This window comes from Variovorax sp. P1_H12_2, assembly GCF_056405335.1.
In genome coordinates this window covers 1-22,768 of the sequence record NZ_JBFUCI010000046.1, presented here as the reverse complement: position 1 = coordinate 22,768, position 22,768 = coordinate 1, and the positions used below count along the sequence as shown (strand labels likewise).

The window sequence follows — 22,768 nt, the reverse complement described above, 5'->3', positions numbered from 1 at the left end:
GGCGCTCACGCGCCAGAGGGCGAACACGATGGCCACCAGGACCACGACGACGCCCGTGGCGAGAACCAGTCGATCGGCGAACAAGCGGCGCATCGGGATCTCCTAGACGACCTAGACGAAGCTGTAGCGCTCCGAGTGGTACTTGGACAGTGGCACCTTCATCTCGCCCAGCGCCGCCTCGATCGCATCCATCATCACGTTCGGGCCGCAGATGAAGTACTCGTGGTCGGCGTAGCGCGGCGGCAGATGGCGCTTGAACACCTCGGCGCCGACGTAGCCGCGCTCGCCGGCCCAGCCTTCCGGCGGCTGCGACAGCACGTAGACCACCGTCAGGTCGATCCGCGTTGCCAGCGCGTCCAGTTCCTCGCGGAAAGTCAGGGACTCCAGGTCCTTGCCGCCATAGAGCAGGATCAGCGGGCGCTTGTCGCCGCGGTCGGCCAGCGTGCGGATCATGCTCACCATCGGCGTGATGCCGATGCCGCCCGCGATCAGAACGTGCATGTCCGCCGGGTTGCCGATGGTGAAGGCGCCGTAGGGGCCGTCGAGGTAGACGCGCCGGCCCACGGGGACCTTGGCGATCCCGCTCGTGAAGTCGCCGAGGTTCCGGATCGTCATCTCGACGCGGCCGTCCGCGGCCTCCGCGCTCGACGAGAAGGAGAACGGATGGCCGGTGATCCTGAACGGGCTCCCCCACAGCGTCAGCCATCCGAACTGGCCGGGCCTGAATCGGAAGCCGGCGTGGCCGTCGGGCCGCATCACCAGCGTCGTCGTGTCGCCGCGCTCCTGGCGCACCTCCGCCACGCGGTACGGCCGGCGCAGCATGAAGAGCGGCTTGACCACGCGCACGTAGCAAAGCAGCGCGATCCAGAAGACCGTCATGCCGATCCACAGCGCGCGCTTCAAGGGATCGGCGAGGTAGAAGCCCCAGCCGACCATGTGGAGCAGCCCGCCGCCAACGGCGATGAGGGCCAACAGGATGTGCGTGGCATGCCAGAGCTCGTAGCTGATCTTCAGTCGGGTGCGCCACAGCGCCATCACCACCAGCGCCACCAGCGCGCCCAGCGACAGCACCGCGAACACCGCGCCCGGCGGCACGTCCGCCAGCGACGCGGGCGGCGCCAGCTTGTCCGACCCGGTCGCCAGCAGGATCAGCGGATGCACCACCACCAGGGCGACCGCGAGCAGCGAGACCCGGCGATGGAAGTGATAGATGACGTCCTCGCCCCAGGGCTCGGTGACGTGGCGGAAGCGCGCCGTCAGGCCGAACTGCAGCCCCATCATCGCCAGGCCCGAGTAGCCCAGCGCGACCGAGAACTCGGTCCAGAAGTCGCGCGCAGGCGGCAGCGCACCCGCCAGCAGCGCGAACAGCGGCGCCAGGATGAACAGCAGGTAGACCGCGATCCAGACGCTGCGGCGCACGAGATCGCGGTGGCGCACGCTCAGAGGCATGTGGAGAGCAGYAGCGGCGGGCCGAAGGTCAGGAGCGTGGCGGCAAAGGCGGCGATGGTGGTCCAGACGATCGCCGCATGCAGGAAGCTGCCGGTCTCGCCATGGTCGTGATCGGAGCGTGCCCTGGCGAAATTTCGCCACATCCATCCGACCGCCGCCAGATGCGCGAGGAACACGAGGACCAGGCTCCAGCGCAGCGCGCCGGCCGGCCAGCCGAAGGCGCAGCCGATCGCATGGAGCGCATAGAGCACCACGAGCGCGCTGCACCAGACGGCAAAGCCGCCCGCGAGCCACCAGACCCRCCGGGTCGGGATCGTCAGCACATTCGTCACGCTCATGGCCGTCCTCCAAGCACCGTCACCAGCGCAGGCAGCGCGAGCACCAGACCCAGCGCGATGATGCCCGTCACCAGGGTGTAGTCGAGCCAGAGCCGGGTCAGGCGCAGGTCGGTGCAGCGCCGCCGCGAGATGTAGCCGCTGCGGATGCGCTGGAAGTTGCTGATGAGAAACAGCAGCCCGGCGCCGGCATGCAAGGCCACATAGCCCAGCAGCACCGACGCGGTCGCGCCGAGCGCATGCTCGCGCGGATGCGGCGCGACGCCCATGATCAGCTCCACGACGGCTGCGACGGCCGCGATCAGCGCGATCGCGGTGAGCGCCATCCAGCCCGAGGCCTTGCCGCTGGCGATCACGACCCTGAGCGAAGCGCGCGCCGCCAGCGCGGCGACCAGCAGACAGGCGATGGCGCCGAGGGCCTGCAGCCGGTTCGGCTCGGGCGGCGTCATCTTCTGCCAGTCCCCGCCGGCCAGCCAGAGATAGAAGGTACCGAACACCATCGACGTGAACAGCGTGCCATTGGCCACCAGGGCGCAGATCAGCGCCAGCCAGGACGGCGCGCTCGCCGCCTCGGTGTGCGGCGGCACCTCGACACCGAGGCCGACCGGCAGCGGGCCATAGTCGCGCGGCAGGCCGGCACGCCGCCCCGCGAAGACGAACAGGCCCAGCGTGACCAGGGCCAGCACCAGCGACACCCAATAGGCCTTGAACAGGAAGCCGAGCACCACCCCGCCGGTGAAGAGCGCCGTGACCAACGGCAGGTAGGTCGGGTTCGGCAGCACGATCAGCTGCTCGGGCTTGCCGCTCGTGATGTGCACGCCCAGCGTCTCCTGCCAGCCGTTGCGCGTGGAGCCCAGGTAGCCTTCGCCGCGTGCCAGCGAGACGGCGAGTTCGCCCTTCGGGATCTTGTCGGTCTGCGGACCCAGGTGCGGAATCGAGGCGAAGGCATACGGCGCCGGCGGAATCGGCATCGCCCATTCGAAGGTCGTGGCCCGCCAGGGATCGCGCCGCACGCGGCGTCCGTAGCGCAGCTGCACCACCACGTCGATGACGAGCAGTCCGAAGCCGATCGTCATCACGAAGCCGCCCACCGAGGACAGCAGGTTGAGCCAGTTCCAGCCTTCGTCGCCGCGGTAGGTGTAGACGCGCCGCGGCATGCCCAGCAGGCCGGTCAGGTGCATCATGAAGAAGGTCATGTTGAAGCCGATGAAGATCAGCCAGAACGCGAGCACCGACAGCCGCTCCACCGCGGCGCGCCCGGTCAGCAGCGGCAGCCAGTAGTACAGCGCGGCCACCATCGGGAAGGCGAGCGCCCCGGCCACCACGTAGTGCATGTGGGCGACGACGAAATAGGTGTCGTGCGCCTGCCAGTCGAAGGGCACCATCGCGAGCATCACGCCGGTCAGCCCGCCCATCGCGAAGACGAAGAAGAAGCCGAAGACGTAGAGCATCGGAACGTCCCAGCGCGGCTTGCCGTGCGACAGCGTGGCCAGCCAGGCGAAGACCTGCACCGCCGTCGGCACCGCGACGATCGCCGAGCCGGCCGAGAAGAAGGCCAGCGCAAGATGCGGAATGCCCACCGTGAACATGTGGTGCACCCAGATGCCGAAGCTCAGGAAGGCCAGCGCGATGATGGCGACCACGATCGCCCGGTAGCCCACCAGCTCGCGGCCGGCGAAGACCGGGATCATCGTCGACAGCACGCCCGCCATCGGCAGGAAGATGATGTAGACGTCCGGATGGCCGAACAACCAGAACAGGTGCTGCCACAGCAGCGAGTCGCCGCCGCGCGTCGGGTCGAAGAAGGGCAGGCCGAAGGCGCGCTCGAGCTCGAGCAGGATCGAGCCGAGGATCAGCGGCGGAAAGGCCACGATCATCATCAGCGCCGTGACCAGGATGTACCAGCCGAAGATCGGCATCCGGTCGAGCGACATGCCCGGCGCGCGCATCTTGAGGACCGAGACGATGATCTCGATGGCGAGCGACAGCGCGGAGATCTCGACGAAGGTGATGCCGAGCAGCCAGATGTCGGCGTTGACGCCCGGGGTGTAGACGTTGGAGCTCAGCGGCGTGTACATGAACCAGCCGCCATTGGGCGCGACGCCCAGGACCAGCGACACCGTCACGATCGAGGCGCCGAACAGGTAGCACCAGTAGCCGTAGGCGGTCAGCCGCGGGAAGGCGAAATCGCGCGTGCCGAGGATCTTCGGCGTCAGGTAGACCGCGAAGCTCTCGACCATCGGAATGGCGAACAGGAACAGCATCATCGACCCGTGCACCGTGAAGACCTGGTTGTAGGTCTCGGGGTCGAGAAAGGCCGAATGCGGCGTCGCGAGCTGCACGCGGGTCAGCATGCCCAGCACGCCGGCGATGAGGAAGAAGACGAAGGACGTGATGAACATCCGCATGCCGATGACCGAATGATTGACGGCGGCCAGCCGCTGCCATCCCGGCCCGGTGGCCCAGATCTTGTTCAGCTGCCGGTGCAGCCGCAGCGCGCGGGCGCCGCCTTCCGGCTGCGGGTCGACGGATCCACTCATTTCTTCGCCTCCGGCGCTGCGAGCGCCTGCGTCAGGGCAGCGGAAAAGTCCTCCGGTCGGTGGACGATGACGACGAAGCGCATGCCCGCGTGGCCGAGGCCGCAGAATTCGTCGCAGGTGCCTTCATAGCGGCCCGGCTGATCGGCCTGGATGCGCAGCCGGTTGACCCTGCCCGGCACCGCATCGATCTTGCCCGCGAAGCGCGGCACCCAGAACGCATGGATCACGTCCTTGCTCGTCACGACCATGTCGACCGGCGCGCCCGCGGGCAGCAGCAGGACATTGCGCGTCTCGACGCCGCCATGTCCGGGGTAGCGAAACGTCCAGACCCACTGCGCCGCCACCGCCTCGATGCGCTGCGCCGGCGCGCTGCCCGGCAGCGGCAGCAGGCGCTCTCCGGTGACCAAGCCATAGGCCAGCAGCGGCAGCAGGACGATCGCCGGCAGCACCAGGCCGCCCAGCACGATCCAGCGCGTCGGCGACACGCTGGAGCCCCAGCCCGGACGCCTCATCACCTGGATGAAGATGCCGATGACGAGCAGGAAGAGCACGGCCGAGCCGATCAGCATCACCCACCACATCGTGGCGATGGAGGCCGCGGCCGGCCCCGAAGGATCGAGCGTCGACAACGGCCCGCTGCAACCGGACAACGCCGCCAACGATCCGGCTTGGAGGCCGACGCGCAAGACGCTACGATCGCCGCTCACCGGATGCGACATCCGCTGCAAAGGAGAAGAACCATGGCGGACACAGGCGACAGGTCTCAACCCCGGAGCGAAGTTCTGCTGGAACTGCAGCGGCTCGACGTCGGCTCCGCGGTCGCGCTGGTGGGCCATCCGTTGCACGTGATGCTGGTGCATTTCCCGGTCGCGTTCGTGGTCGCAACCCTCGGCGTCGACGTCTTCTACTGGTGGTCGGGCGATGTCTTCTGGCTGCGTGCAGGCCTGTGGTCGGCCGGCATGGCATTCTGGAGCGGCGTCGCCGCGAGCCTCGTCGGCACCGGCGAGCTGCTGCTGGTGCGCGGCATCCGCCTGCACGAGGCCAGTTGGTCGCACGCCATCGCGGCGATGACGCTGGTCGCGATCGCCGGGGCCAGCTGGGGCCTGCGCCTGACCGATCCGGCCTCCGTGCTGCCGCACGGCCTGGTGCTGTCGGTGCTGGCTTCGGTCATGGTCGGATTCGCCGGCTGGCACGGCGGCAAACTGGTGTTCGATCATGGGATCGGCATCCTCGTGTCGCCGAAGGACTGATGCCACAGGCGTGAGAGCCCGCCGGGCTCGAACAGGTGCGTCGCGAACTGGTTCGAGTCGATCTGGGGCTTGGCCAGCACGACCCAGACGATGGCGACGATCAACACCGCGTAGGTGCCCGACAGCGCCACGAACGAGAACCGCCCGAAGCGGCCCTGGGGCGAGAACAGCTGGTGCACCACCAGGCCGGCGACCACATGCAGCATCGCCATGATGCCCACCAGCACCATCTTGATGGAGAACCATTCCTCGAAGGTGGCCTGAAGGAAGATCAGCGCCGTTCCGCTGGCGATGGCGAAGAAGGCGGCCGGCGAGGTCAGCTCCACATACACGAGGCGGACGATCCGGTGCAGCCGGTCCAGATCCGCACCGGCCTCGAGAGCGCGGCGCTGCCAGAACAGGAAGGGCAAGGCGAGCAGGCCGCCCGACCAGATCGCAATCGCGGCCAGGTGAATGAACTTCAGGGCCGTCGTCACAAGGCGGCCTCGGTGGGCCGCAGGCTCGACCAGGCAAGCCAGAGGCCGGCGGCCAGGTAGGGCAGCATCGCCGGCACCCACATCAGGAGCCCGGCGAGCTGCTGGTCGGCCAGCGGCGTGAAGCCCCAGGCCAGGGTGCTCGCGAAATGCACCGGGTAGAGCGGCACCGAGGCGAAGACGATCAGGGCGCCGAGCAGGCCCATCTGCCCGATGGTCACCCCGAGCGCCACCAGCGCGGTGCCCGGTGGCGTGGCCGGCGACAGGATCGCCCGCCACATCAGCCAGCCGCTGCCCAGCAGCGACAGCTGCATCAGCCAATAGCCCGGCACGCTGGCGAGACCCCAGGCATAGGGCCCCGGCGCATGCCAGAGCCACAGGGTGACCGCATGGGCCGCGACCCACATGGCGAGCGGCACAGGGCCGGCGCGCCGCTGAGGAAAGGCGAGCGCCAGCAGAGGCGCCACGGCGCTCACGAGAATGACGTGATGCAGCACGCGCACCGAGAAGAGCGCCGACGACAGGGCGCACAAGGGCGAGACGAAGACCACGGCCATCAGCGCGATGGCGCCCCAGCCTGCGCGAGCATCGGACGAGCGACCGCGAACGACCACGAAGGCCAGCGCCGCAAGCGCAGCGATCAGCAGCGGATCGGCATTCCAGCGCGACCACACTTCGTCAGGGACCGCGGCGGCGCCGCAGTAGGCGATCATTGAATTCATCATGGCTCGCTTGTTCTTCCGCCGTTCCGCAACTGCGGATACGAGGCGGGCTGCCCGGCTTGAAAAAATACTAGCGCAGGCCGCGGCRCCCGTCGCAGGGTTCGACACGCATGACAAACGCCCACTTCTGTGCAATGCCTGTGGCACGGCRCCTCACGGGTCGCCACGGTTCAACGGCAGCCACCCAGGCGACGCTGCACTGTCGTCCCAAGCAGGGCAAAAATCAAGCTGCGGCATGAAAGCCGGGCACTCGCCCGCCAGGCCCGACAATGTCGGGGTGTCTCCCTCCCCCACTCCTTCCCCGCCATCGGCCTCGGCCGCTCATCCCTACGAGAGCCTCACGCCCGACGTGGTGCTCGATGCGCTCGCCACACTGGACATGCATGGAGACGGGCGGCTCACCGCCCTGAACTCCTACGAGAACCGCGTCTACCAGGTCCATCTCGAAGACCGCAGCGCGGTGGTCGTCAAGTTCTACCGGCCTGGCCGCTGGGACGATGCCGCGATCCTCGAGGAACACGGCTTCGCGCTCGAGCTCGCCGCGGCCGAGGTGCCCGCCGTGGCGCCGCTGGCGGTCGATGGCCACACCTTGCACCGGCATGGCGGCTTCGCCTTCAGCGTCAGCCCGTACCGCGGCGGACGGGCGCCGGAACTCGAGGACTTCGAGGTGCTCGAGTGGGTCGGCCGCTTTCTGGCGCGCATCCACGCCATCGGCGCGCAAAAGCCCTTCGAGGCGCGCCCGACGCTCGACCTCCAGACCTTCGGCATCGCCTCGCGCGACTGGCTGCTGGGCCACCAGATGGTGCCGCTCGATGTCCAGCGCGAATGGGAGACGGCCTGCAACGCGGCCTTCGAGATGATCRCAGCCACCGCGCTCGGCGCCCGCCACGACGGCGACAACGACTCGGCGCTGAAGAAGCTGCGGCTGCACGGCGACGTGCACCCCGGCAACATCCTCTGGACGCCCACCGACCGGCCGGACGGTGGCCCGCATTTCGTCGATCTCGACGATGCCCGCACCGGCTTCGCGGTGCAAGACCTGTGGATGCTGCTCTCCGGCGACCGCGCCCAGCGCACTGCGCAGTTGAGCGGACTGCTCGACGGCTACGAACAGTTCCGCGACTTCGACCGCCGCGAGCTGGCGCTGATCGAGCCGCTGCGCACGCTGCGCCTGATCCACTACAGCGCCTGGCTGGCGCGGCGCTGGGAAGATCCGATCTTCCCGATCAACTTCCCGTGGTTCGGCTCGAGCGACTACTGGAAGGGCCAGATCCTGATGCTGCAGGAGCAGTGCGAGCAGATGGCCGAAGAGCCGCTCTACGCATAGGCCCCCACGCTCCCTCACTGCGTGTGGTCGCTGCCCCCCGAGGGGGCCGCAGGCCGCCTTGGGGCGGCCCGGCGCCGGCCTAGTCGCCCGGCGCAGGCACGGCTGCCTGCACCGCGCGCAGGAAGCCCTGCACCACCGCGTTCTCGGGCCCCTCGCGCCAGACGCAATAGGCGTCGGAGCGCGACACCTCTTCCTCCAGCGGCCGGAACACCGCGCCGCGCAGCGCCGCGTGCCGCAAGGCGCTCGGCACCAGCGCCACGCCCATGCCCTGCGACACCAGCGACACGACCGAGAGCCAGTGGCGCACCTCGTGCCGCACCTCGGGCCGGAAGCCCGCATCGGCGCAGATCGAGAGGATGCGCTCGTGGTAGTCGGGCGAGGCATTGCGAGAAAACAGCACGAAAGGTTCGTCGCGCAGGCTCGCGGTGGCGACCTTGCGCCTCCGTGCGAGCCGGTGCCCGACCGGCAGGCAGGCCACGAAAGGCTCCGACACCAGCAGCGCATGGCGAAGCTCAGCGGGCATGCGGCTGGTGTGGACGAAGCCGACATCGAGCCGGTCGTGCAGCAACTCGGCGATCTGCTCGCCCGAGTTGAGCTCGGCCAGCGTGATGCGCACCGCCGGGTGTTTCGCCTGGAACTTGGCGAGCGCCTGCGGCAGGCCCCGGTAGAGCATGGCGCCGACGAAGCCGATGCGCAGGCGGCCCGCCGAGCCCTGCGAGACGTCGCGGGCCTCCAGCGCGGCCTCCTCCGCCTGGCGCAGCAGCAGGCGCGCCGAGTTCTGCAGCACGCCGCCGGCGGGCGTGAGCCGCACTTCCTTGCTGTTGCGCTCGAACAGCCGCGCGCCGACGGATTCTTCCAGCTGGCGGATCGCGACGCTCAGCGGCGGCTGCGAGATCGCGAGCCGCCGCGCCGCCCGGCCGAAATGCAGCTCCTCGGCCAGGACGACGAAATAACGCAGATGACGCAGTTCCATGCGGCTCAGTTTTTCACAATAGGCAAATCAAATCAATCAAGACGTATCTGATATTGGACAGGAATCGTCAACGGCGGAAAGATGCGGCCGACAAGGAGACCCGACATGTCCAGTACCGCTGCGCCCCGCGTCGATGCCGCCGCCCATCCCGTGCCCGACCGCCACGGACAGAACCTCTTCACCACCGACACCGAGCTGCACAAGCTGCTGGCGCTCTACCTGCCGCGCGAGCTGCTGCAGCACATGCGACCGCACTTCGAGCGCCTGGGCGCCCTGGCCGGCGGCCCGCTCGACGAACTCGCGCAGACCGCCGACAAGAACCCGCCGACGCTGTCGCTGCGCACCCGCACCGGCATCGACGACCAGAAGGTGATCAAGCATCCCGCCTACATCGAGATGGAGCGGCTCGCGCTGAGCGAATTCGGCCTGGCCGCGATCTCGCACCGCGACGAGACCCTGGGCTGGAAGGGCAAGATGCCGCCGCTGGTCAAGTACGTGCTGACCTACCTCTTCGTGCAGGCCGAGTTCGGCCTGTGCTGCCCGGTCTCGATGACCGACTCGCTGGCGCGCACGCTCAAGAAGTACGGCAGCCCCGAACTGGTGGCGCGCTTTCTCCCGCGCTTCCAGTCGCTCGACTTCGACACGCTGGCCCAGGGCGCGATGTTCATGACGGAGCAGGCGGCCGGCTCCGACATCGCAGCGACCGTCACGCGCGCCTGGCAGGACGAGGCCGGCCAATGGCGCCTCGGCGGCGACAAGTGGTTCTGCTCCAACCCCGACGCCGACTTCGCGATGGTGCTGGCGCGCGCCGACGACGCCCCGGCCGGCATGAAGGGCGTGTCGCTGTTCCTGCTGCCGAAGCGGCTCGACGACGGCAGCGCCAACCACTACCGGATCCTGCGCCTCAAGGACAAGCTGGGCACGCGCTCGATGGCCAGCGGCGAGATCCGGCTCGAAGGCGCGGTGGCGTACCTGGTGGGCGAGGCCGGCCGCGGCTTCCAGCAGATGRCCGACATGGTCAACAACTCCCGCCTGTCGAACGGCGTGCGCGCTGCCGGCCTGATGCGTCGCGCGGTGGCCGAGGCCGAATACGTGGCCGGCGAGCGCCGCGCCTTCGGCCGCCGGCTGGCCGACATGCCGCTGATGCAGCGCCAGCTGCAGAAGCTCAGGCTGCCGGCCGAGCAGTCGCGCACCATGGTGTTCCAGACCGCGCTGGCGCTGGCGCGCTCGGACGGCGGCGACAAGGCGGCCTACCCGCTGCTGCGCATCCTGACGCCGCTCATCAAGTTCCGCGCCTGCCGCGACGCCCGCAAGGTCACCGGCGACGCGATGGAAGTGCGCGGCGGCTGCGGCTACATCGAGGAATGGAGCGACCCGCGCCTGGTGCGCGACGCCCATCTCGGTTCGATCTGGGAGGGCACCAGCAACATCGTCGCGCTCGACGTGATCCGCGCGGTCAAGCGCGAGGAATCGCTGCCGGCGCTGCAGGCGCACTTCGGTGCGCTGCTGGACGACATGGCCGTGCCGCCGGCCTTCGCCCAGGCCCTGCGCGAAGCACTGGTGCGGGCGTCGGCATTGACCGCCACCGCGGCGCACGAGGGTGGCGACGTGCTCGCACGCCAGGCGGCCTCGGCGCTCTATCACACCTGCAGCGCGATCGCGATGGCCTGGGAGGGCGTGCGCGGCGGCTCGGCGCAGCGAGTCGAGTGGGCGCAGCTGGTGCTGTTGCACCGCGTGCTGCCGCGCGACCCTCTGGCGCCGGATGGCGTGCCGGCGTCCTGGAGCGCCGCAGCACCGGAGAAGCACGCGGCCACCGCCTGACGCGCGGCGAAGACAAGAAATCAAGGAGACCACATGAAACTGCTCAAGACCCTCATCCTCGCCGCCGGCGTCGCCGTGCTGCCGGTGCTGCCCGTACTGTCGACGGCACACGCGCAGGGCTTCCCGACCAAGCCCATCTCGCTGATCATCCCGTTCCCGCCGGGCGGACCGACCGACGCGATGGCGCGCACGCTGGCGGCCGAGATCCGGGACCAGCTCGGGCAGCCCGTGATCGTCGAGAACCGCGCCGGCGCCGGCGGCAACATCGGCGCCGACTTCGTGGCGCGCGCCGAACCCGACGGCCACACGCTGATGTTCGGCACCTCGGGTCCGCTGGCGATCAATTCGAGCCTCTACCGCAAGATCAGCTACGACCCGGTCAAGAGCTTCACGCCGGTGATCCAGGTCGGCCATCTGCCCAACATCCTGGTCGTGAACCCGGCGGTGCCCGCGAAGGACGTGCGCGAGCTCATCGCCTACGCCAAGGCCAACCCGGGCAAGCTCAGCTATGCATCGTCGGGCAACGGCGCCTCCTCGCACCTGGCGGGCGTGCTGTTCAACGGCATCGCCGGCACCGACCTGCAGCACATCCCCTACAAAGGCACCGGCCCCGCGCTCAACGACCTGCTGGGCGGCCAGGTGTCGATGAGCTTCACCGACGTCCTGACCGCACTGCCGTACGTCAAGGCCGGCAAGCTGCGCGCGCTCGGCATCGCCACCGCGCAGYGCTCGCGGGCGCTCCCCGACCTGCCGACATTGGCCGAACAGGGTGTCACGGGCTACGACGTCAGCGTGTTCTTCGGCATCGTGGCGCCGGCCGGCACGCCGCCGGCCACGGTCGCAAAACTCAACAAGGCCTTCGCCGACGCGCTCGCCACACCCAAGGTGAAGCAACTGTTCGCCTCCCAAGGCCTGGAGCCGGCAGCGGACGGTTCGCCGGAGCAGCTCGGCCGCTTCATCGTGTCCGAGACCGCGAAGTGGAAGGACGTGGTGAAGAAGTCCGGCGCCCAGCTGGACTGATGTCGCCGGCCCCCGAGGAGACAAGAAAGTGAAATGGCTGTCACGCATGCGCCTTCACGGGCGCTACCCTCTCGCTGCCGCGGCACTGTGCTTCGCTGCGGCGGCGACCGGGCAGACCTATCCGCAGCGACCGATCACGCTGGTCGTTCCCTACGCGCCGGGCGGCCCCACGGACCAGCATGTGCGTGCGCTGGCCGACGAGGCAGGCAAGATCCTGGGGCAACCCATCGTGATGGACAACCGGCCCGGCGCCAGCGGAACCAATGGCGCCGCGGCATTGACCCGCGCCGCGCCCGACGGCTACACGCTGGCGGTGCTGCCGGCGTCGGTCTATCGCGAGCCCTACATCAACAAGGTCCCGTTCGACCCGAGGACCAGCTTCTCCTACGTGGCCCTGCTGTCCGACTACGCCTTCGGACTGGCGGTGAAGGCCGATGCGCCCTGGAAGTCCTGGAAGGACTTCGCCGCCGACGCGGCCAAGCGACCCGGCAAGCTGAACGTCGGCGCCACCGGCGCGGTGGGAACGCCGCGCATCGTCATGGACGAGATCGGCGAGGCCGCCAAGCTGCAGTTCAACATGGTGCCGTTCAAGGGCGATGCCGATGTGACGAACGCCATCCTCGGCGGCCACATCGATGCGGCGCCCTTGTCGGGCGTGGCCGTGCCGCACATCGAGGCCGGCAAGATGCGCTACCTGGCGATGCTCACGCCGCAGCGCGTCAAGCGCTACCCGACCCTGCCGACCATGAAGGACGAGGGCATCGACGCCTTCATCGATTCGCCCTATGGCATCGCCGGACCCGCCGGCATGGATCCGGCCCAGGTCAAGCGGGTGCAGGACGCGTTCAGGAAGGCACTGGAATCCCCGGCCAGCCAGCGCGTCCTCGACCAATTGAACCAGCCGGTCAACTACCTGGGCTCCGAGGACTACCGCGCGTACGCGCTCGCCAGCCATGCGCGCGAGAAGGGCCGCGTCGAGCGTCTGCGCCAGAAGGGGTTGCTCGATTGAACGCCGGTCGGTCACCTGCGAACACTTTCACGGAAGAAGGGCCCGGCCTGCTGTTCGGGCTGCCGATGCCGATGGTCCAGGCCTTCGGCCTGCGCGGCGAACAGATCGGACACGACAGCGCGCGCGTGCGCATGCCCTTCGACCCGATGCACACCAACAGCCGCGGCGATGTGCATGGCGGCGCCCTGGCCGTGCTGCTCGACTGCGCGCTGTCCAGCGCAGTACGCGCGCACGCGCCGACGCAGTTCGGCGTGGTGACGATCGACATCACGGTCCATTTCATCGCGCCGTCGAGCGGCGACGTGATCGCCTCCGCCTCCTGCCAGCGACGCGGCCGCTCGCTGTGCTTCGCGAGCGGCGAAGTGCGCGATACCCAGGGCGAACTGCTGGCGCTGGCCACAGGCACCTTCAAGCTGGTCGAACGCACCGCGGTGGCCTGAACCCAACGGCCTGCATCTTTTCTCTCATCCAAGGAAAACCCCATGACCGCGACTGCCAACACCGGCGCACTGGCCGGCATCCGCGTGCTCGACATCTCGCGCATCCTCGGCGGCCCGTACTGCGGCCAGATCCTCGGCGACCATGGCGCCGACGTGCTCAAGGTCGAGCCGCCGCAGGGCGACGACACGCGCACCTGGGGCCCGCCCTTCAAGGACGGCGTGGCTTCCTACTACCACGGGCTCAACCGCAACAAGCGCACGATGACGCTCGACCTGGGCAGCGAGGCCGGGCGCGAGGCGCTGCTGGCGCTGGTGGCCGAGGCCGACGTGCTGGTCGAGAACTTCAAGACCGGCACCATGGAACGCTGGGGCATCGGCTACGACGCGCTGTCGAAGCGCTTTCCGCGGCTGGTCTGGTGCCGCGTGTCGGGCTTCGGCGCCGACGGGCCGCTCGGCGCCCTGCCGGGCTACGACGCCGCGGTGCAGGCGCTGACCGGCATCATGAGCATCAACGGCGAGGCCGATGGCGGGCCGCTGCGCGTCGGGCTGCCGGTGGTCGACATGGTGACCGGGCTCAACGCGGTGATCGGCGTGCTGCTCGCGCTGCAGGAGCGCCAGCGCAGCGGACGCGGCCAGTTCGTCGAGGCGGCGCTGTACGACAGCGGCCTGTCGCTGCTGCATCCGCACGCAGCCAACTGGTTCCTCGACGGCCAGCCGCCGCGCCGCACCGGCAACGCGCATCCGAACATCTATCCCTACGACGCGCTCAAGACCGGCACCGATCCGATCTTCCTGGCGGTCGGCAACGACCGACAGTTCGCGAGCTTCTGCAACTGCATCGGCCTGCCCGAGCTCAGCGACGATCCGCTCTACCGCGACGCTGGTCTGCGCTCAGTCCATCGCGAAAGCCTGAAACAGCGTCTCGAGGCGCAGCTGGCGACCTTCGACGGCCGCCAGCTGGTCGACCAGCTCATGGCTGCGGGCGTGCCGGCGGCACCCGTGCTGTCGGTCGACGCGGCGCTCGAACACCCGCACACCGCGCACCGCGGCATGGTGGTCGAGATGGCAGGCGGCTACCGCGGCATCGGTGCGCCCGTGAAACTGAGCCGTACGCCGGCCAGCTACCGGCATGCGCCGCTGACGCCGGGAGAGAAGTTCGTCTAGCGTGCAGCCGCTACCGGCCGAGGCTCCGGAAAGGTCCAGGCGCCGCTGAGGATCTCGGCGCGCGGACGGTACAGGCGCACCGTGTAGTTCCAGCCGTTGGTGATGGGCAGGCAGTTGGGGGTCGACGCGTCGCAACCACCGAACTGGATGGCGATCGAGCCGTCGTCGCCCTTCTTCGCCGTGAGGTTGTTGAGCGCGTACGCGTTGGCCGGATTCTTCTGGAAGTAGCCCTCGGCGTTGTAGACGCTCACCGACCAGAAGGCGTCCACGGGCACCTCCTTGACGTCGAGGCGATAGACCGTGCTGCCGTCGTTCTTCGCCGGCGTGACGTTGAGATAGGTGGCATCCTTGTCGGGATTGCCGCCCCAGGCCGCCGCCGTTGCAATCAGGCGCCGCACCGGATCGACTTCTGCCTTGGTGCCGAACGCCTTCTTGAAATCCGGCAGGGTCGAGGACAGCACCAGCAGTGCCTCGCGGACCTTCTTCTGACTCGCGGCATCCCAGTTGGGCAGCTCGAGCTTGCCCGGCGCCTTCTGACTGACCTGGATGGCGTCCTGCAGCGCGTGCACCTGCTTGATGTCGTCCGGGCTGCTCGGGTCGACCAGCGTGCGGATCGCGGTGACCACATAGCGCGATCCGACGTTCTCGCGCGTCAGGGTGTGCGTGCCCGCGCCGTAGAACACGTTCGGCACGTAGTGGTCCTCGTTGATGACCTGCAGCGCCATGAAGCGCGGGCCGGAATCGGGCATCGTGATCGTCACCGGTCCGGCGTCGAGATCGAAGACGCCGGACGAATACAGCGTGTCGCGGTTGAGGCGGATCACGGTCTGGTGATCGATCGACGCCGGCTCGCGGCGATGCAGGAGCTTGCCCAGGCCGCCCTGCTTGGCGAGGGCGCCGACATACAGGTCGGTTTCCGCGCGCACGAAGTTGTCGGCCGTGACTGCGACCGCCTGGCCGGCGGACGGGGATTGCGATTGGGYGGGTTGGGTCATGGCGAGCGCTGCGGCGGCGATGCAGAGAGTTGCGAAGGGGCGGTCGAGAAGGTGGGGCATCACCCCAGCATAGATGAAGCCGGGTGCAAATTCACTTGCACCAAGGTGCAGGCCGGATGGCATGCCTGTGCAATTGCGCGCCCCCCTGTGCGGCTTCCCGAGCCAGGTCGCCAAGCGTGGCGCCGGGCGCGGGCAGGCGTCCCGCGGCGGGGCCTACTTCAGATAGGACCGCAGCGCCGCCACCACCGCCTCCGTGTCCTCGGCGCGCTGCGCCTCGTCGCTCGCGTTCGCGCCCAGATGCTCCCGGATGTGGCCTTCGAGCACCTCCAGCATCAGCCCGTTGACGGCGCCGCGTATTGCCGCGATCTGCTGCAGGATCGCCATGCATTCGGTTCCCTCGCCCAGCGAACTCTCCAACGCGGCTGTCTGGCCCCTGATGCGGCGCACCCGCGCGAGCAGCTTCGCGCTTCCTGTGATGGTGTGGGTCATGCGCGAATTCTAGGGCGTGCGAATATACTGGGGTACAGTATATGACCATGCAGACCTCTCATGCCGCCCGGGGCTGGCAGCACCGCCACGTCTTCGACGAAAGCAATCCATTGGCCGAACGGGCCACGCTGTGGGCCGCGGCATTGACGGCGCTCATGATGGTGGTGGAGATCGCCGGCGGATGGGTCTTCAACTCGATGGCGCTGCTGGCCGATGGCTGGCACATGAGTTCGCATACCGTGGCCCTGGGCCTGTCGGTCGTCGCCTATGCGGCGGCCAGGCGATTCGCCGACGACCACCGCTTTGCCTTCGGCACCTGGAAGATCGAGGTCCTGGGCGGCTACACCAGCGCGATCCTGCTGGCCGGCGTGGCCGTGTCGATGCTCTACCAGTCGGTCGAGCGGCTGTTGGCCCCGAGCGCCATCCACTATGACCAGGCGATCGCGATCGCGATCCTGGGCCTGCTGGTGAACCTGGCGTGCGCCTGGCTGCTGCGCGGCGGCCACCATCACGACCATCACGACCATCACGACCATCATCACCACGATCACGTCGCGCACGGGCACCATGACCTGAACCTGCGCTCGGCCTACGTGCACGTGGTGGCGGACGCCGCCACCTCGGTGCTCGCGATCGTCGCCCTGTTCGGCGGCAAGCTGTGGGGCGCGAGCTGGCTGGACCCGGTGATGGGGATCGTCGGCGCCGTGCTGGTCGCCCTGTGGTCCTGGCGGCTGCTGCGCGATTCAGGCCGCGTGCTGCTCGACGCCGAGATGAACGCACCGGTGGTGGCCGAGATCCGCGAGGTCATCGAGGCCAGCCCGGTGCCGGCGACCCTCTGCGACCTCCACGTCTGGCGCGTGGGCAAGGGCAAGTACGCCTGCATCGTCTCGCTCGCCACCCACGGCGACGTGGGGCCCGACTACTTCAAGCAGCAATTGCGCATCCACGAAGAACTGGTCCACATCTCGGTCGAGGTGAACGATCCGGACGCGGCGGTGGACGTCAAGCCAGCATCCGCTCGGCAATCAGCTGCCAGTGGGCCGCATCGACCGGCGTGATCGACAGCCGGTTGCCCCTGCGCAGCACGAGCATGTCGGCCAGCGCGGGCGTCGCGCGCAACTCCGGCAACGAGAGCAGCCGGGTCTTGCGCAAGGCCTGCACGTCCAGCAGCAGCCAGCGCGGTTGTTCGGGCTTGGACGCCGCATCGAAGTAAGGCGAGGTCGGATCGAACTGCGTCGGGTCCGGCCGCGTGCCCGATGCCACGCGCGCGATGCCCACGATGCCGGGCTCGGGGCAACTGGAGTGATAGAACAGCACGCCGTCGCCGACCTGCATCGCATCGCGCATGAAGTTGCGCGCCTGGTAGCTGCGCACGCCGGTCCAGGGCACGGTCGCGCCGGGCGCTGCGAGCGCGTCGTCGATCGAGCACTCCTCAGGCTCGGACTTCATCAACCAGTATCCGGACATGGCGGCGTGGCGCGGCGCGCGTGTCAGACCAGCAAGGCGTTGACCCGGCGCACGTAGGCGGCGGGATCGGCCGGCAGGCCCCCTTCTGCCAGCAGCGCCTGGTCGAACAGGATGTGGGCCAGGTCGTCGAAATGCGCCGAGCCCTCCAGCTTCCTGACCAGCGGATGCTCGGCGTTGACTTCGAGCACCGGCTTGAGATCGGGCGCGGGCTGTCCGGCCTGCTTGAGCATGCGCGCGAGCTGGGTGCTCATGCCGCCGTCCTGCACCACCAGGCAGGCCGGCGAGTCGACCAGGCGGGTGGTGACGCGCACGTCCTCGGCCTTGTCCCTGAGCGCCTCCTTGAGCCGCTCCAGCAGCGGCTTGAAGGACTCGGCCGCTTCCTCGGCCGCCTTCTTCTCGGCCTCGTCCTGCAGCTTGCCCAGGTCGACCGCGCCCTTGGCCACGCTCTGCAGCGCGGTGCCGTCGAACTCGGTCAGGTAGTTGAGCGCCCACTCGTCGACGCGATCGGTCATCAGCAGCACCTCGATGCCCTTCTTCTTGAAGATCTCGAGCTGCGGGCTGTTCCTGGCGGCGGCCAGCGTGTCGGCCGTGATGTAGTAGATCGCGTCCTGGCCTTCCTTCATGCGCGACTTGTAGTCGGCGAAGCTCACGCTCGGGGTGTCGGTGGTGCTCGAGGCGAAGCGCAGCAGTTTCGCGATCCGGTCGCGGTTGCCGAAGTCTTCGCCCAGGCCTTCCTTGAGCACCGAGCCGAATTCGGCATAGAACCTGGCGTACTTGCCCGACTCGTCGGCGTACTCGGCCGCAGCCTCGGCCGCCGGCATGCTCTCGGTGGCCTTCTTGTCGACCACGTCGGTGACCCCTTCGGTCGGCTCGGGCGCGGGCACGGATTCGCCGGAGCCGACGTCGATCTTGCCTTCGCTGCTCTCGGACGCCGTCTTCTGCTTCTTGGCCAGGTCTTCGAGCATGCCGAGCACGCGCTTGGTGCTGCCCTCGCGGATCGCCTTGACGTCGCGGCTCTCCTGCAGCAGCTCGCGGCTGACGTTGAGCGGCAGGTCAGCCGAGTCGATCACGCCCTTGACGAAGCGCAGGTAGCTCGGCAGCAGCGCCTCGGCGTCGTCCATGATGAAGACGCGCTTGACGTAGAGCTTGACGCCCGCGCCCTTGTCGCGGTTCCACAGGTCCATCGGCGCCTTGGCCGGGATGTAGAGCAGCTGCGTGTATTCGGTGTTGCCTTCGACCCGGTTATGGCTCCAGGCCAGCGGGGCCTCGAAGTCGTGGCTGACGTTCTTGTAGAACTCGACGTACTGCTCTTCGCTGATGTCCTTCTTCGGCCGGCTCCAGAGCGCGTTGGCCTGGTTGACCGGCTCCCACTCGCCGGTCTTGACCATGGCGCCGCCCTTGTTCTCCTCGCCTTCCTTCCACTCTTCCTTCTCCATCAGGATCGGGAGCGAGATGTGGTCGGAGTACTTGCCGATGATCGACTTGAGCTTCCATGCGTTGAGGTAATCCCCGGCATCGTCGCGCAGGTGCAGGGTGACGCTGGTGCCGCGCTCGGGGCGGGTGATGGTGTCGACCTCGAAGTCGCCGGCGCCGCTGCTGACCCAGCGCACCCCCTCTTCGGCGGCCAGGCCGGCGCGGCGCGACTCGACCGTGATCCTGTCGGCCACGATGAAGCCCGAGTAGAAGCCGACGCCGAACTGGCCGATCAGCTGGGCGTCGGCCTTCTGGTCGCCCGACAACCTGCTCATGAATTCCTTCGTGCCGCTCTTGGCGATGGTGCCGAGGTGGTCGATGGCTTCCTGCTGGCTCATGCCGATGCCGCTGTCGGTGATGGTCAGGGTCTTGGCCTCGGCATCGAAGGCGACGCGCACTTCGAGCTTGGGCTGGTCCTCGAACAGCGCGGGCTGGTCGATGGCTTCGAAGCGCAGCTTGTCGCAGGCATCCGAGGCATTCGAGATCAGCTCGCGCAGGAAGATTTCCTTGTTCGAGTAGAGCGAATGCGTGACCAGGTGCAGCAACTGGGCGACTTCGGCCTGGAACGGGAGTTTGGTCTTGGAGATGGTCATGGCGCGAGAACAATCAAAGGGGGACAAACGGTTCGCCAGCGGCGAACGTTCAACTTTACAAGACCTGGGGTTGCCCAGCCCGTTCGCAAGGGCCGGCCGGTTTCAAAGGCTTACGAGTCTCAGCGCGGCTGCGACTCCACCTCGCGCGTCCAGCGGTCGATCAGCCGCTTGCGCTCGGCCGCCTGGCCGTACTTCTCGAAGTCGTACTTGATGAGCTTGACCCCGTCCATCGACGGGATTCGCGGATCCGGCTTGAAGGTCCTGTTGGCCGGCGACTGCAGGCTGCCGGCCCTGGCGCCGATCGACTGCCCGGCCGGGCTCATGAGCCAGTCGTAGTAGCGCAGCGCGTTGGCACGGTTGCGCGCGCCCTTCACCAGCGCGATGCCGCCGACCTCGTAGCCCGTGCCCTCGCACGGCGCCGCGGTCTTGACCGGGTACTTGTCGTGGCGCCACTTGTCGAAGCCGAAGATGAAACTGATGCCGACCGCGACCTCGCCCTTGGCMACATTGGGCGCCTGGGCCTGGCCGCTGCGGGTGTAGGCGGTGGTGTTGCGGTGCAGCTTCTTCAGGTAGTCGAAGGCGGCGTCCTCGCCCATCAGCTGCACCAGCCCGGCGATGATGGTGTAGCCGGTGCCGCTGGTGGCGGGATGCGACATCTCGATCTCGCCCTTGTACTCGGGCTTGATCAGGTCGGCCCAGCAGCGCGGCTCGGGCAGCTGCTTCTTCCTGAGCACCTCGGTGTTGAAGCCGAAGCCCATCGCGCTGGTGTAGAAGCCGCCGACCCGGTTGCCCGACATCGCGTACTGCCGCACCGACCAGTCGTACAGGTCGTTGACGTAGGCCGGGCGGTAGGGTTCGAGCAGGCCTTCCTCGGCCGCCTGCAGGAAGGGGTCTCCGGTGCCGCCCCACCAGATGTCGGTCTTGGGGTTGGCCGCCTCGGCCCGCAGCTGGGCGCCGATCTCGCCGGTGCCCTTGTGCGCCTGCAGCACCCGGATGCCGGTGGCGCGCGTGAACTCCGCGGCCGCCGCCTCGCACCAGCCGGAGTCGGTGCTGCAGAGCGCATTGACCGTGCCCTGCGCGCCGGCGTTCGTCGCCGCCAGGAGTCCCAGCAGGGCGCCGACGACGGCAAGAGGTCTGGAAACGAAGCGGCGCATGGCGTATCCCGGGTTTCACGAAGGAAACCGCAGGATAGCGCCTGGCGGCTCCCACTCAGCGAGGCGTGCCCGAGGTGATGCCGGCCGTCCCGGTCGACTCGCCGATCGACTCGGTGTTCATCGGGTGCGACGCCTCGACCGCGCCCTTGTAGACCTCTGCGCGCGTGAGCTGCGACCTGACCGGCGCCGCCACGGTGGACTCGCCGACGGACTCCGTGGCAGCCGGGCGTGCCGCCGCCCTGGCGCCCGCGCTCACCTGGGGATCGGGCGMCGAGTTGTTGGTCTGCATCGGACGATAGTCCGAGCCGTCCGACTGCGCGCTCGCGGTCATCGAAGCAACGGCAGCGAGGGTTGCGAAAGCGCCAAGAGCGATGACTTTGACGGATGCATGCATGAGGATCTCCTGGAGTTGCACAGGCCCCACGCCCTGCGCCGTGCCATGGGCGGCGCGTGGGGCCTGTTGCCACTCTAGGCCGCCAGTCTGAGACGGGAATGAGCGAAGAATGAGTTCAGGATGAGCCCGGCAGATACACCCGCGCCCGCAGGCCCGCGCCATCGGACCGGTTCGCGAGCACGATGCGCAGGCCATTTCGCAGCGCGGCCGCCTGCGCGATGGCCAGGCCCAGTCCGCTGCCGCCGGCCGGCGCGCCCGCCACGCGGAAGAAGCGGTTGAAGACACGCTCGAGCTGGTCGGCCGGAATGCCCGGCCCGTCGTCGAGCACGTCGACCACCGGATGTCCATCGACCAGGTGCAGCCGGACGTCGACCACGCCGCCTTCCGGCGCATAGCGCACCGCGTTGTCAATGAGGTTGTCGAACACGCTGCGCAGTTCGGCCGGGGGCGCCAAGACGAGCGGTGCGATACCGCCTTCGAAGCCCACGTCGATGCGCCGCTGGTCGGCCAGGACCATCAGCTGGCCCATGCTGTCGCGCAGCAGCGTCGCCACGTCGACCGGTCCACGCGCGCTCGCCGCGGGCGCGTCCTGGCGCGACAGCCGCAGCAATTGCTCGATGAGATGCTGGGCGCGCTTGACGCCGCTTTCGAGCTGGGCGAAGCGCTCGACAGCGGCGCCGGCCGGCACGTGGGCGCGCAGATTCTCGATCTGCAGGCCGATCGCGGCCATCGGCGTGCGCAGCTCGTGCGCCGCATCCTGCATGAAGCGACGCTGCGTCGACAGCGCATTGCGCAGCCGGCCGAGAAGGCTGTTGAAGGCGATGACCAGCGGCGCGATCTCCTCCGGCACGCTGGCGATGGGGACCTCGGCCGGATCGCCCTCGTTCTGCGCCGCCACATCGCGCGCGACGGCGCGCAGCGAGCGCGAGGCGGCCGACACGATGAACAGCAGGATCAGCAGCGTGACGGGCAGCATCAGCAGGATCGGCAGGCTCTCCAGCAGCGCGCGGCGCACGATGCGGTTGCGGCGGAAGCTGTCGTTCTGCACCACCTGCACGCGCGGCATGGCCGCGAGCGTTCCGGCCTCGGCGGTGAAGACGCGCCAGGCGTCCTCCCTCCGGGTGCCGGTGCGCACGTCGCTGAAACCCGGCTCCGGCTGCAGCGCCAGGTCGAGCCCGGGCCACGAGGAGGCGAGCAGCGTGCGGCCGTCCGCGCTCCAGATCTGGACGACGAAGCTGCCGCGGCGGATGGCGTCATCGCCGGAGGCAGGCTGCAAGGCCGGAGGCCGGCGGTGGCTCGCGTGCGAATCGGCCACCAGGCGCATCTGGTCGTCCATGAAGTTGTTGACCAGCCGGCCGTAGGCCCCGTACGAGAGCCAGACCGTGGCCGCGATCGCCACCAGGTGCAGCGCAACGAGCCACAGCAGCAGCCGTCCGCGCAGCGACTGGAGCCGAAAGGGCGCCCTCACGCCGGAACGACCCGCCAACCGAGCCCGCGCACGTTGCGTATCGCCTCGGCGCCGAGCTTGCGCCGCATGCCGTGGATCACGACGTCGATCGCATTGCTGGTGACCTCCTCGCCCCAGCCGTAGATGCGGTCCTCGAGTTGCTCGCGCGACAGGATCGCGCCGGGGCGCTCCAGCAGGGCGTGCAGCAGCGCGAACTCGCGCGCGGTCAGGAC

At 68.7% G+C, this 22,768-nt stretch carries 23 protein-coding genes; 8 read left to right on the top strand and 15 right to left on the bottom strand.

Annotated elements, in window-relative coordinates:
• Positions 1-111: 111 nt before the first annotated feature.
• From AC1D2K_RS07655 to coxB, 4 genes are read right to left on the bottom strand one after another with little or no spacing between them, the layout of a single operon-like run.
• Positions 112-1,449: a ferredoxin reductase family protein gene (locus AC1D2K_RS07655; protein ID WP_478087616.1), complete on the bottom strand. Its 1,338-nt coding sequence runs from the start codon at positions 1,447-1,449 to the stop codon at positions 112-114.
• Positions 1,440-1,787 (bottom strand): hypothetical protein, encoded by a 348-nt coding sequence (locus AC1D2K_RS07650; RefSeq protein ID WP_478087614.1) that lies wholly within the window; start codon positions 1,785-1,787, stop codon positions 1,440-1,442. Before AC1D2K_RS07650 ends, AC1D2K_RS07655 begins: the two co-directional genes overlap by 10 nt.
• Positions 1,784-4,324, bottom strand: coding sequence for a cytochrome c oxidase subunit I (gene ctaD / locus AC1D2K_RS07645; RefSeq protein WP_478087612.1), 2,541 nt, complete (start codon positions 4,322-4,324; stop codon positions 1,784-1,786). The genes AC1D2K_RS07650 and ctaD overlap by 4 nt, the downstream gene beginning before the upstream one ends.
• On the bottom strand, positions 4,321-5,031 hold the full coding sequence (coxB, locus tag AC1D2K_RS07640; RefSeq protein ID WP_478087611.1) for a cytochrome c oxidase subunit II: 711 nt from the start codon (positions 5,029-5,031) through the stop codon (positions 4,321-4,323). Before coxB ends, ctaD begins: the two co-directional genes overlap by 4 nt.
• 33 nt (positions 5,032-5,064) lie before the next feature.
• On the opposite strand from coxB, the gene AC1D2K_RS07635 reads away from it, so the two are divergent.
• The gene (locus tag AC1D2K_RS07635) at positions 5,065-5,574 is read left to right on the top strand and encodes a DUF2231 domain-containing protein (protein ID WP_478087610.1); all 510 of its coding nucleotides are present in this window, start codon (positions 5,065-5,067) and stop codon (positions 5,572-5,574) included.
• Here the strand turns inward: AC1D2K_RS07635 and AC1D2K_RS07630 are convergent.
• Together AC1D2K_RS07630 and AC1D2K_RS07625 are read right to left on the bottom strand one after the other, a co-directional pair.
• Complete coding sequence (locus AC1D2K_RS07630; protein WP_478087608.1) at positions 5,538-6,050, bottom strand: CopD family protein; 513 nt, start codon at positions 6,048-6,050, stop codon at positions 5,538-5,540. The two genes, AC1D2K_RS07635 and AC1D2K_RS07630, sit on opposite strands and share 37 nt — an antisense overlap.
• Positions 6,047-6,769: a cytochrome c oxidase assembly protein gene (locus tag AC1D2K_RS07625; protein WP_478087607.1), complete on the bottom strand. Its 723-nt coding sequence runs from the start codon at positions 6,767-6,769 to the stop codon at positions 6,047-6,049. Before AC1D2K_RS07625 ends, AC1D2K_RS07630 begins: the two co-directional genes overlap by 4 nt.
• A 277-nt stretch (positions 6,770-7,046) precedes the next feature.
• Between AC1D2K_RS07625 and AC1D2K_RS07620 the strand changes: the two genes are divergently transcribed.
• Positions 7,047-8,096 carry a serine/threonine protein kinase gene (locus AC1D2K_RS07620; protein WP_478087606.1) on the top strand — a complete coding sequence of 350 codons (1,050 nt, stop codon included), beginning with the start codon at positions 7,047-7,049 and terminating at the stop codon, positions 8,094-8,096.
• A 79-nt stretch (positions 8,097-8,175) separates the two neighbouring features.
• Here the strand turns inward: AC1D2K_RS07620 and AC1D2K_RS07615 are convergent, their stop codons facing one another.
• Entirely contained in the window at positions 8,176-9,069 is an 894-nt protein-coding gene (locus AC1D2K_RS07615; RefSeq protein ID WP_478087604.1) for a LysR family transcriptional regulator, read from the bottom strand.
• Between the two features lie 105 nt (positions 9,070-9,174).
• Here AC1D2K_RS07615 and AC1D2K_RS07610 point away from each other — a divergent pair, with 105 nt between their 5' ends.
• From AC1D2K_RS07610 to AC1D2K_RS07590, 5 genes are all read left to right on the top strand, one after another.
• The gene (locus AC1D2K_RS07610) at positions 9,175-10,890 is read left to right on the top strand and encodes an acyl-CoA dehydrogenase family protein (protein ID WP_478087602.1); all 1,716 of its coding nucleotides are present in this window, start codon (positions 9,175-9,177) and stop codon (positions 10,888-10,890) included.
• Between the two features lie 33 nt (positions 10,891-10,923).
• Positions 10,924-11,910, top strand: coding sequence for a Bug family tripartite tricarboxylate transporter substrate binding protein (locus tag AC1D2K_RS07605; RefSeq protein WP_478087600.1), 987 nt, complete (start codon positions 10,924-10,926; stop codon positions 11,908-11,910).
• A gap of 28 nt (positions 11,911-11,938) precedes the next feature.
• Entirely contained in the window at positions 11,939-12,919 is a 981-nt protein-coding gene (locus AC1D2K_RS07600) for a tripartite tricarboxylate transporter substrate binding protein (RefSeq protein WP_478087598.1), read from the top strand.
• A gap of 65 nt (positions 12,920-12,984) precedes the next feature.
• On the top strand, positions 12,985-13,359 hold the full coding sequence (locus AC1D2K_RS07595) for a PaaI family thioesterase (protein ID WP_478087618.1): 375 nt from the start codon (positions 12,985-12,987) through the stop codon (positions 13,357-13,359).
• A 42-nt stretch (positions 13,360-13,401) separates the two neighbouring features.
• Complete coding sequence (locus AC1D2K_RS07590) at positions 13,402-14,523, top strand: CaiB/BaiF CoA transferase family protein (protein ID WP_478087596.1); 1,122 nt, start codon at positions 13,402-13,404, stop codon at positions 14,521-14,523.
• On the opposite strand, the gene AC1D2K_RS07585 is transcribed toward AC1D2K_RS07590, so the two are convergent.
• Together AC1D2K_RS07585 and AC1D2K_RS07580 are read right to left on the bottom strand one after the other, a co-directional pair.
• The gene (locus AC1D2K_RS07585) at positions 14,520-15,518 is read right to left on the bottom strand and encodes a DUF1214 domain-containing protein (protein WP_478087594.1); all 999 of its coding nucleotides are present in this window, start codon (positions 15,516-15,518) and stop codon (positions 14,520-14,522) included. The two genes, AC1D2K_RS07590 and AC1D2K_RS07585, sit on opposite strands and share 4 nt — an antisense overlap.
• 213 nt (positions 15,519-15,731) lie before the next feature.
• Positions 15,732-16,007, bottom strand: coding sequence for a metal/formaldehyde-sensitive transcriptional repressor (locus tag AC1D2K_RS07580; protein ID WP_478087593.1), 276 nt, complete (start codon positions 16,005-16,007; stop codon positions 15,732-15,734).
• A 47-nt stretch (positions 16,008-16,054) separates the two neighbouring features.
• On the opposite strand from AC1D2K_RS07580, the gene dmeF reads away from it, so the two are divergent.
• Positions 16,055-17,065, top strand: a complete 1,011-nt coding sequence (dmeF, locus tag AC1D2K_RS07575; protein ID WP_478087591.1) for a CDF family Co(II)/Ni(II) efflux transporter DmeF — start codon at positions 16,055-16,057, stop codon at positions 17,063-17,065.
• Here the strand turns inward: dmeF and AC1D2K_RS07570 are convergent.
• From AC1D2K_RS07570 to AC1D2K_RS07545, 6 genes are all read right to left on the bottom strand, one after another.
• Positions 17,010-17,474 (bottom strand): EVE domain-containing protein, encoded by a 465-nt coding sequence (locus AC1D2K_RS07570; RefSeq protein WP_478087590.1) that lies wholly within the window; start codon positions 17,472-17,474, stop codon positions 17,010-17,012. The two genes, dmeF and AC1D2K_RS07570, sit on opposite strands and share 56 nt — an antisense overlap.
• A 23-nt stretch (positions 17,475-17,497) precedes the next feature.
• Complete coding sequence (gene htpG / locus AC1D2K_RS07565) at positions 17,498-19,540, bottom strand: molecular chaperone HtpG (protein WP_478087589.1); 2,043 nt, start codon at positions 19,538-19,540, stop codon at positions 17,498-17,500.
• Positions 19,541-19,659: 119 nt separating this feature from the next.
• Positions 19,660-20,694: an ABC transporter substrate-binding protein gene (locus tag AC1D2K_RS07560; protein WP_478087587.1), complete on the bottom strand. Its 1,035-nt coding sequence runs from the start codon at positions 20,692-20,694 to the stop codon at positions 19,660-19,662.
• A 55-nt stretch (positions 20,695-20,749) separates the two neighbouring features.
• Complete coding sequence (locus AC1D2K_RS07555; RefSeq protein ID WP_478087586.1) at positions 20,750-21,088, bottom strand: hypothetical protein; 339 nt, start codon at positions 21,086-21,088, stop codon at positions 20,750-20,752.
• Between the two features lie 115 nt (positions 21,089-21,203).
• Positions 21,204-22,556: a sensor histidine kinase gene (locus tag AC1D2K_RS07550; protein WP_478087585.1), complete on the bottom strand. Its 1,353-nt coding sequence runs from the start codon at positions 22,554-22,556 to the stop codon at positions 21,204-21,206.
• A partial coding sequence (locus AC1D2K_RS07545) for a winged helix-turn-helix domain-containing protein (protein ID WP_478087583.1) occupies positions 22,553-22,768 on the bottom strand: 216 nt, incomplete at its 5' end. The genes AC1D2K_RS07545 and AC1D2K_RS07550, both read right to left, overlap by 4 nt.

Excerpts from the sequence above, each read along its gene's own strand:
- AC1D2K_RS07655 (WP_478087616.1), bottom strand. The coding sequence starts at position 1,449 with ATGCCTCTGAGCGTGCGCCACCGCGATCTCGTGCGCCGCAGCGTCTGG.
- ctaD (WP_478087612.1), bottom strand. The coding sequence starts at position 4,324 with ATGAGTGGATCCGTCGACCCGCAGCCGGAAGGCGGCGCCCGCGCGCTG.
- AC1D2K_RS07635 (WP_478087610.1), top strand. The coding sequence starts at position 5,065 with ATGGCGGACACAGGCGACAGGTCTCAACCCCGGAGCGAAGTTCTGCTG.
- AC1D2K_RS07625 (WP_478087607.1), bottom strand. The coding sequence starts at position 6,769 with ATGAATTCAATGATCGCCTACTGCGGCGCCGCCGCGGTCCCTGACGAA.
- AC1D2K_RS07615 (WP_478087604.1), bottom strand. The coding sequence starts at position 9,069 with ATGGAACTGCGTCATCTGCGTTATTTCGTCGTCCTGGCCGAGGAGCTG.
- AC1D2K_RS07595 (WP_478087618.1), top strand. The coding sequence starts at position 12,985 with ATGCCGATGGTCCAGGCCTTCGGCCTGCGCGGCGAACAGATCGGACAC.
- AC1D2K_RS07590 (WP_478087596.1), top strand. The coding sequence starts at position 13,402 with ATGACCGCGACTGCCAACACCGGCGCACTGGCCGGCATCCGCGTGCTC.
- AC1D2K_RS07580 (WP_478087593.1), bottom strand. The coding sequence starts at position 16,007 with ATGACCCACACCATCACAGGAAGCGCGAAGCTGCTCGCGCGGGTGCGC.
- dmeF (WP_478087591.1), top strand. The coding sequence starts at position 16,055 with ATGCAGACCTCTCATGCCGCCCGGGGCTGGCAGCACCGCCACGTCTTC.
- AC1D2K_RS07570 (WP_478087590.1), bottom strand. The coding sequence starts at position 17,474 with ATGTCCGGATACTGGTTGATGAAGTCCGAGCCTGAGGAGTGCTCGATC.
- htpG (WP_478087589.1), bottom strand. The coding sequence starts at position 19,540 with ATGACCATCTCCAAGACCAAACTCCCGTTCCAGGCCGAAGTCGCCCAG.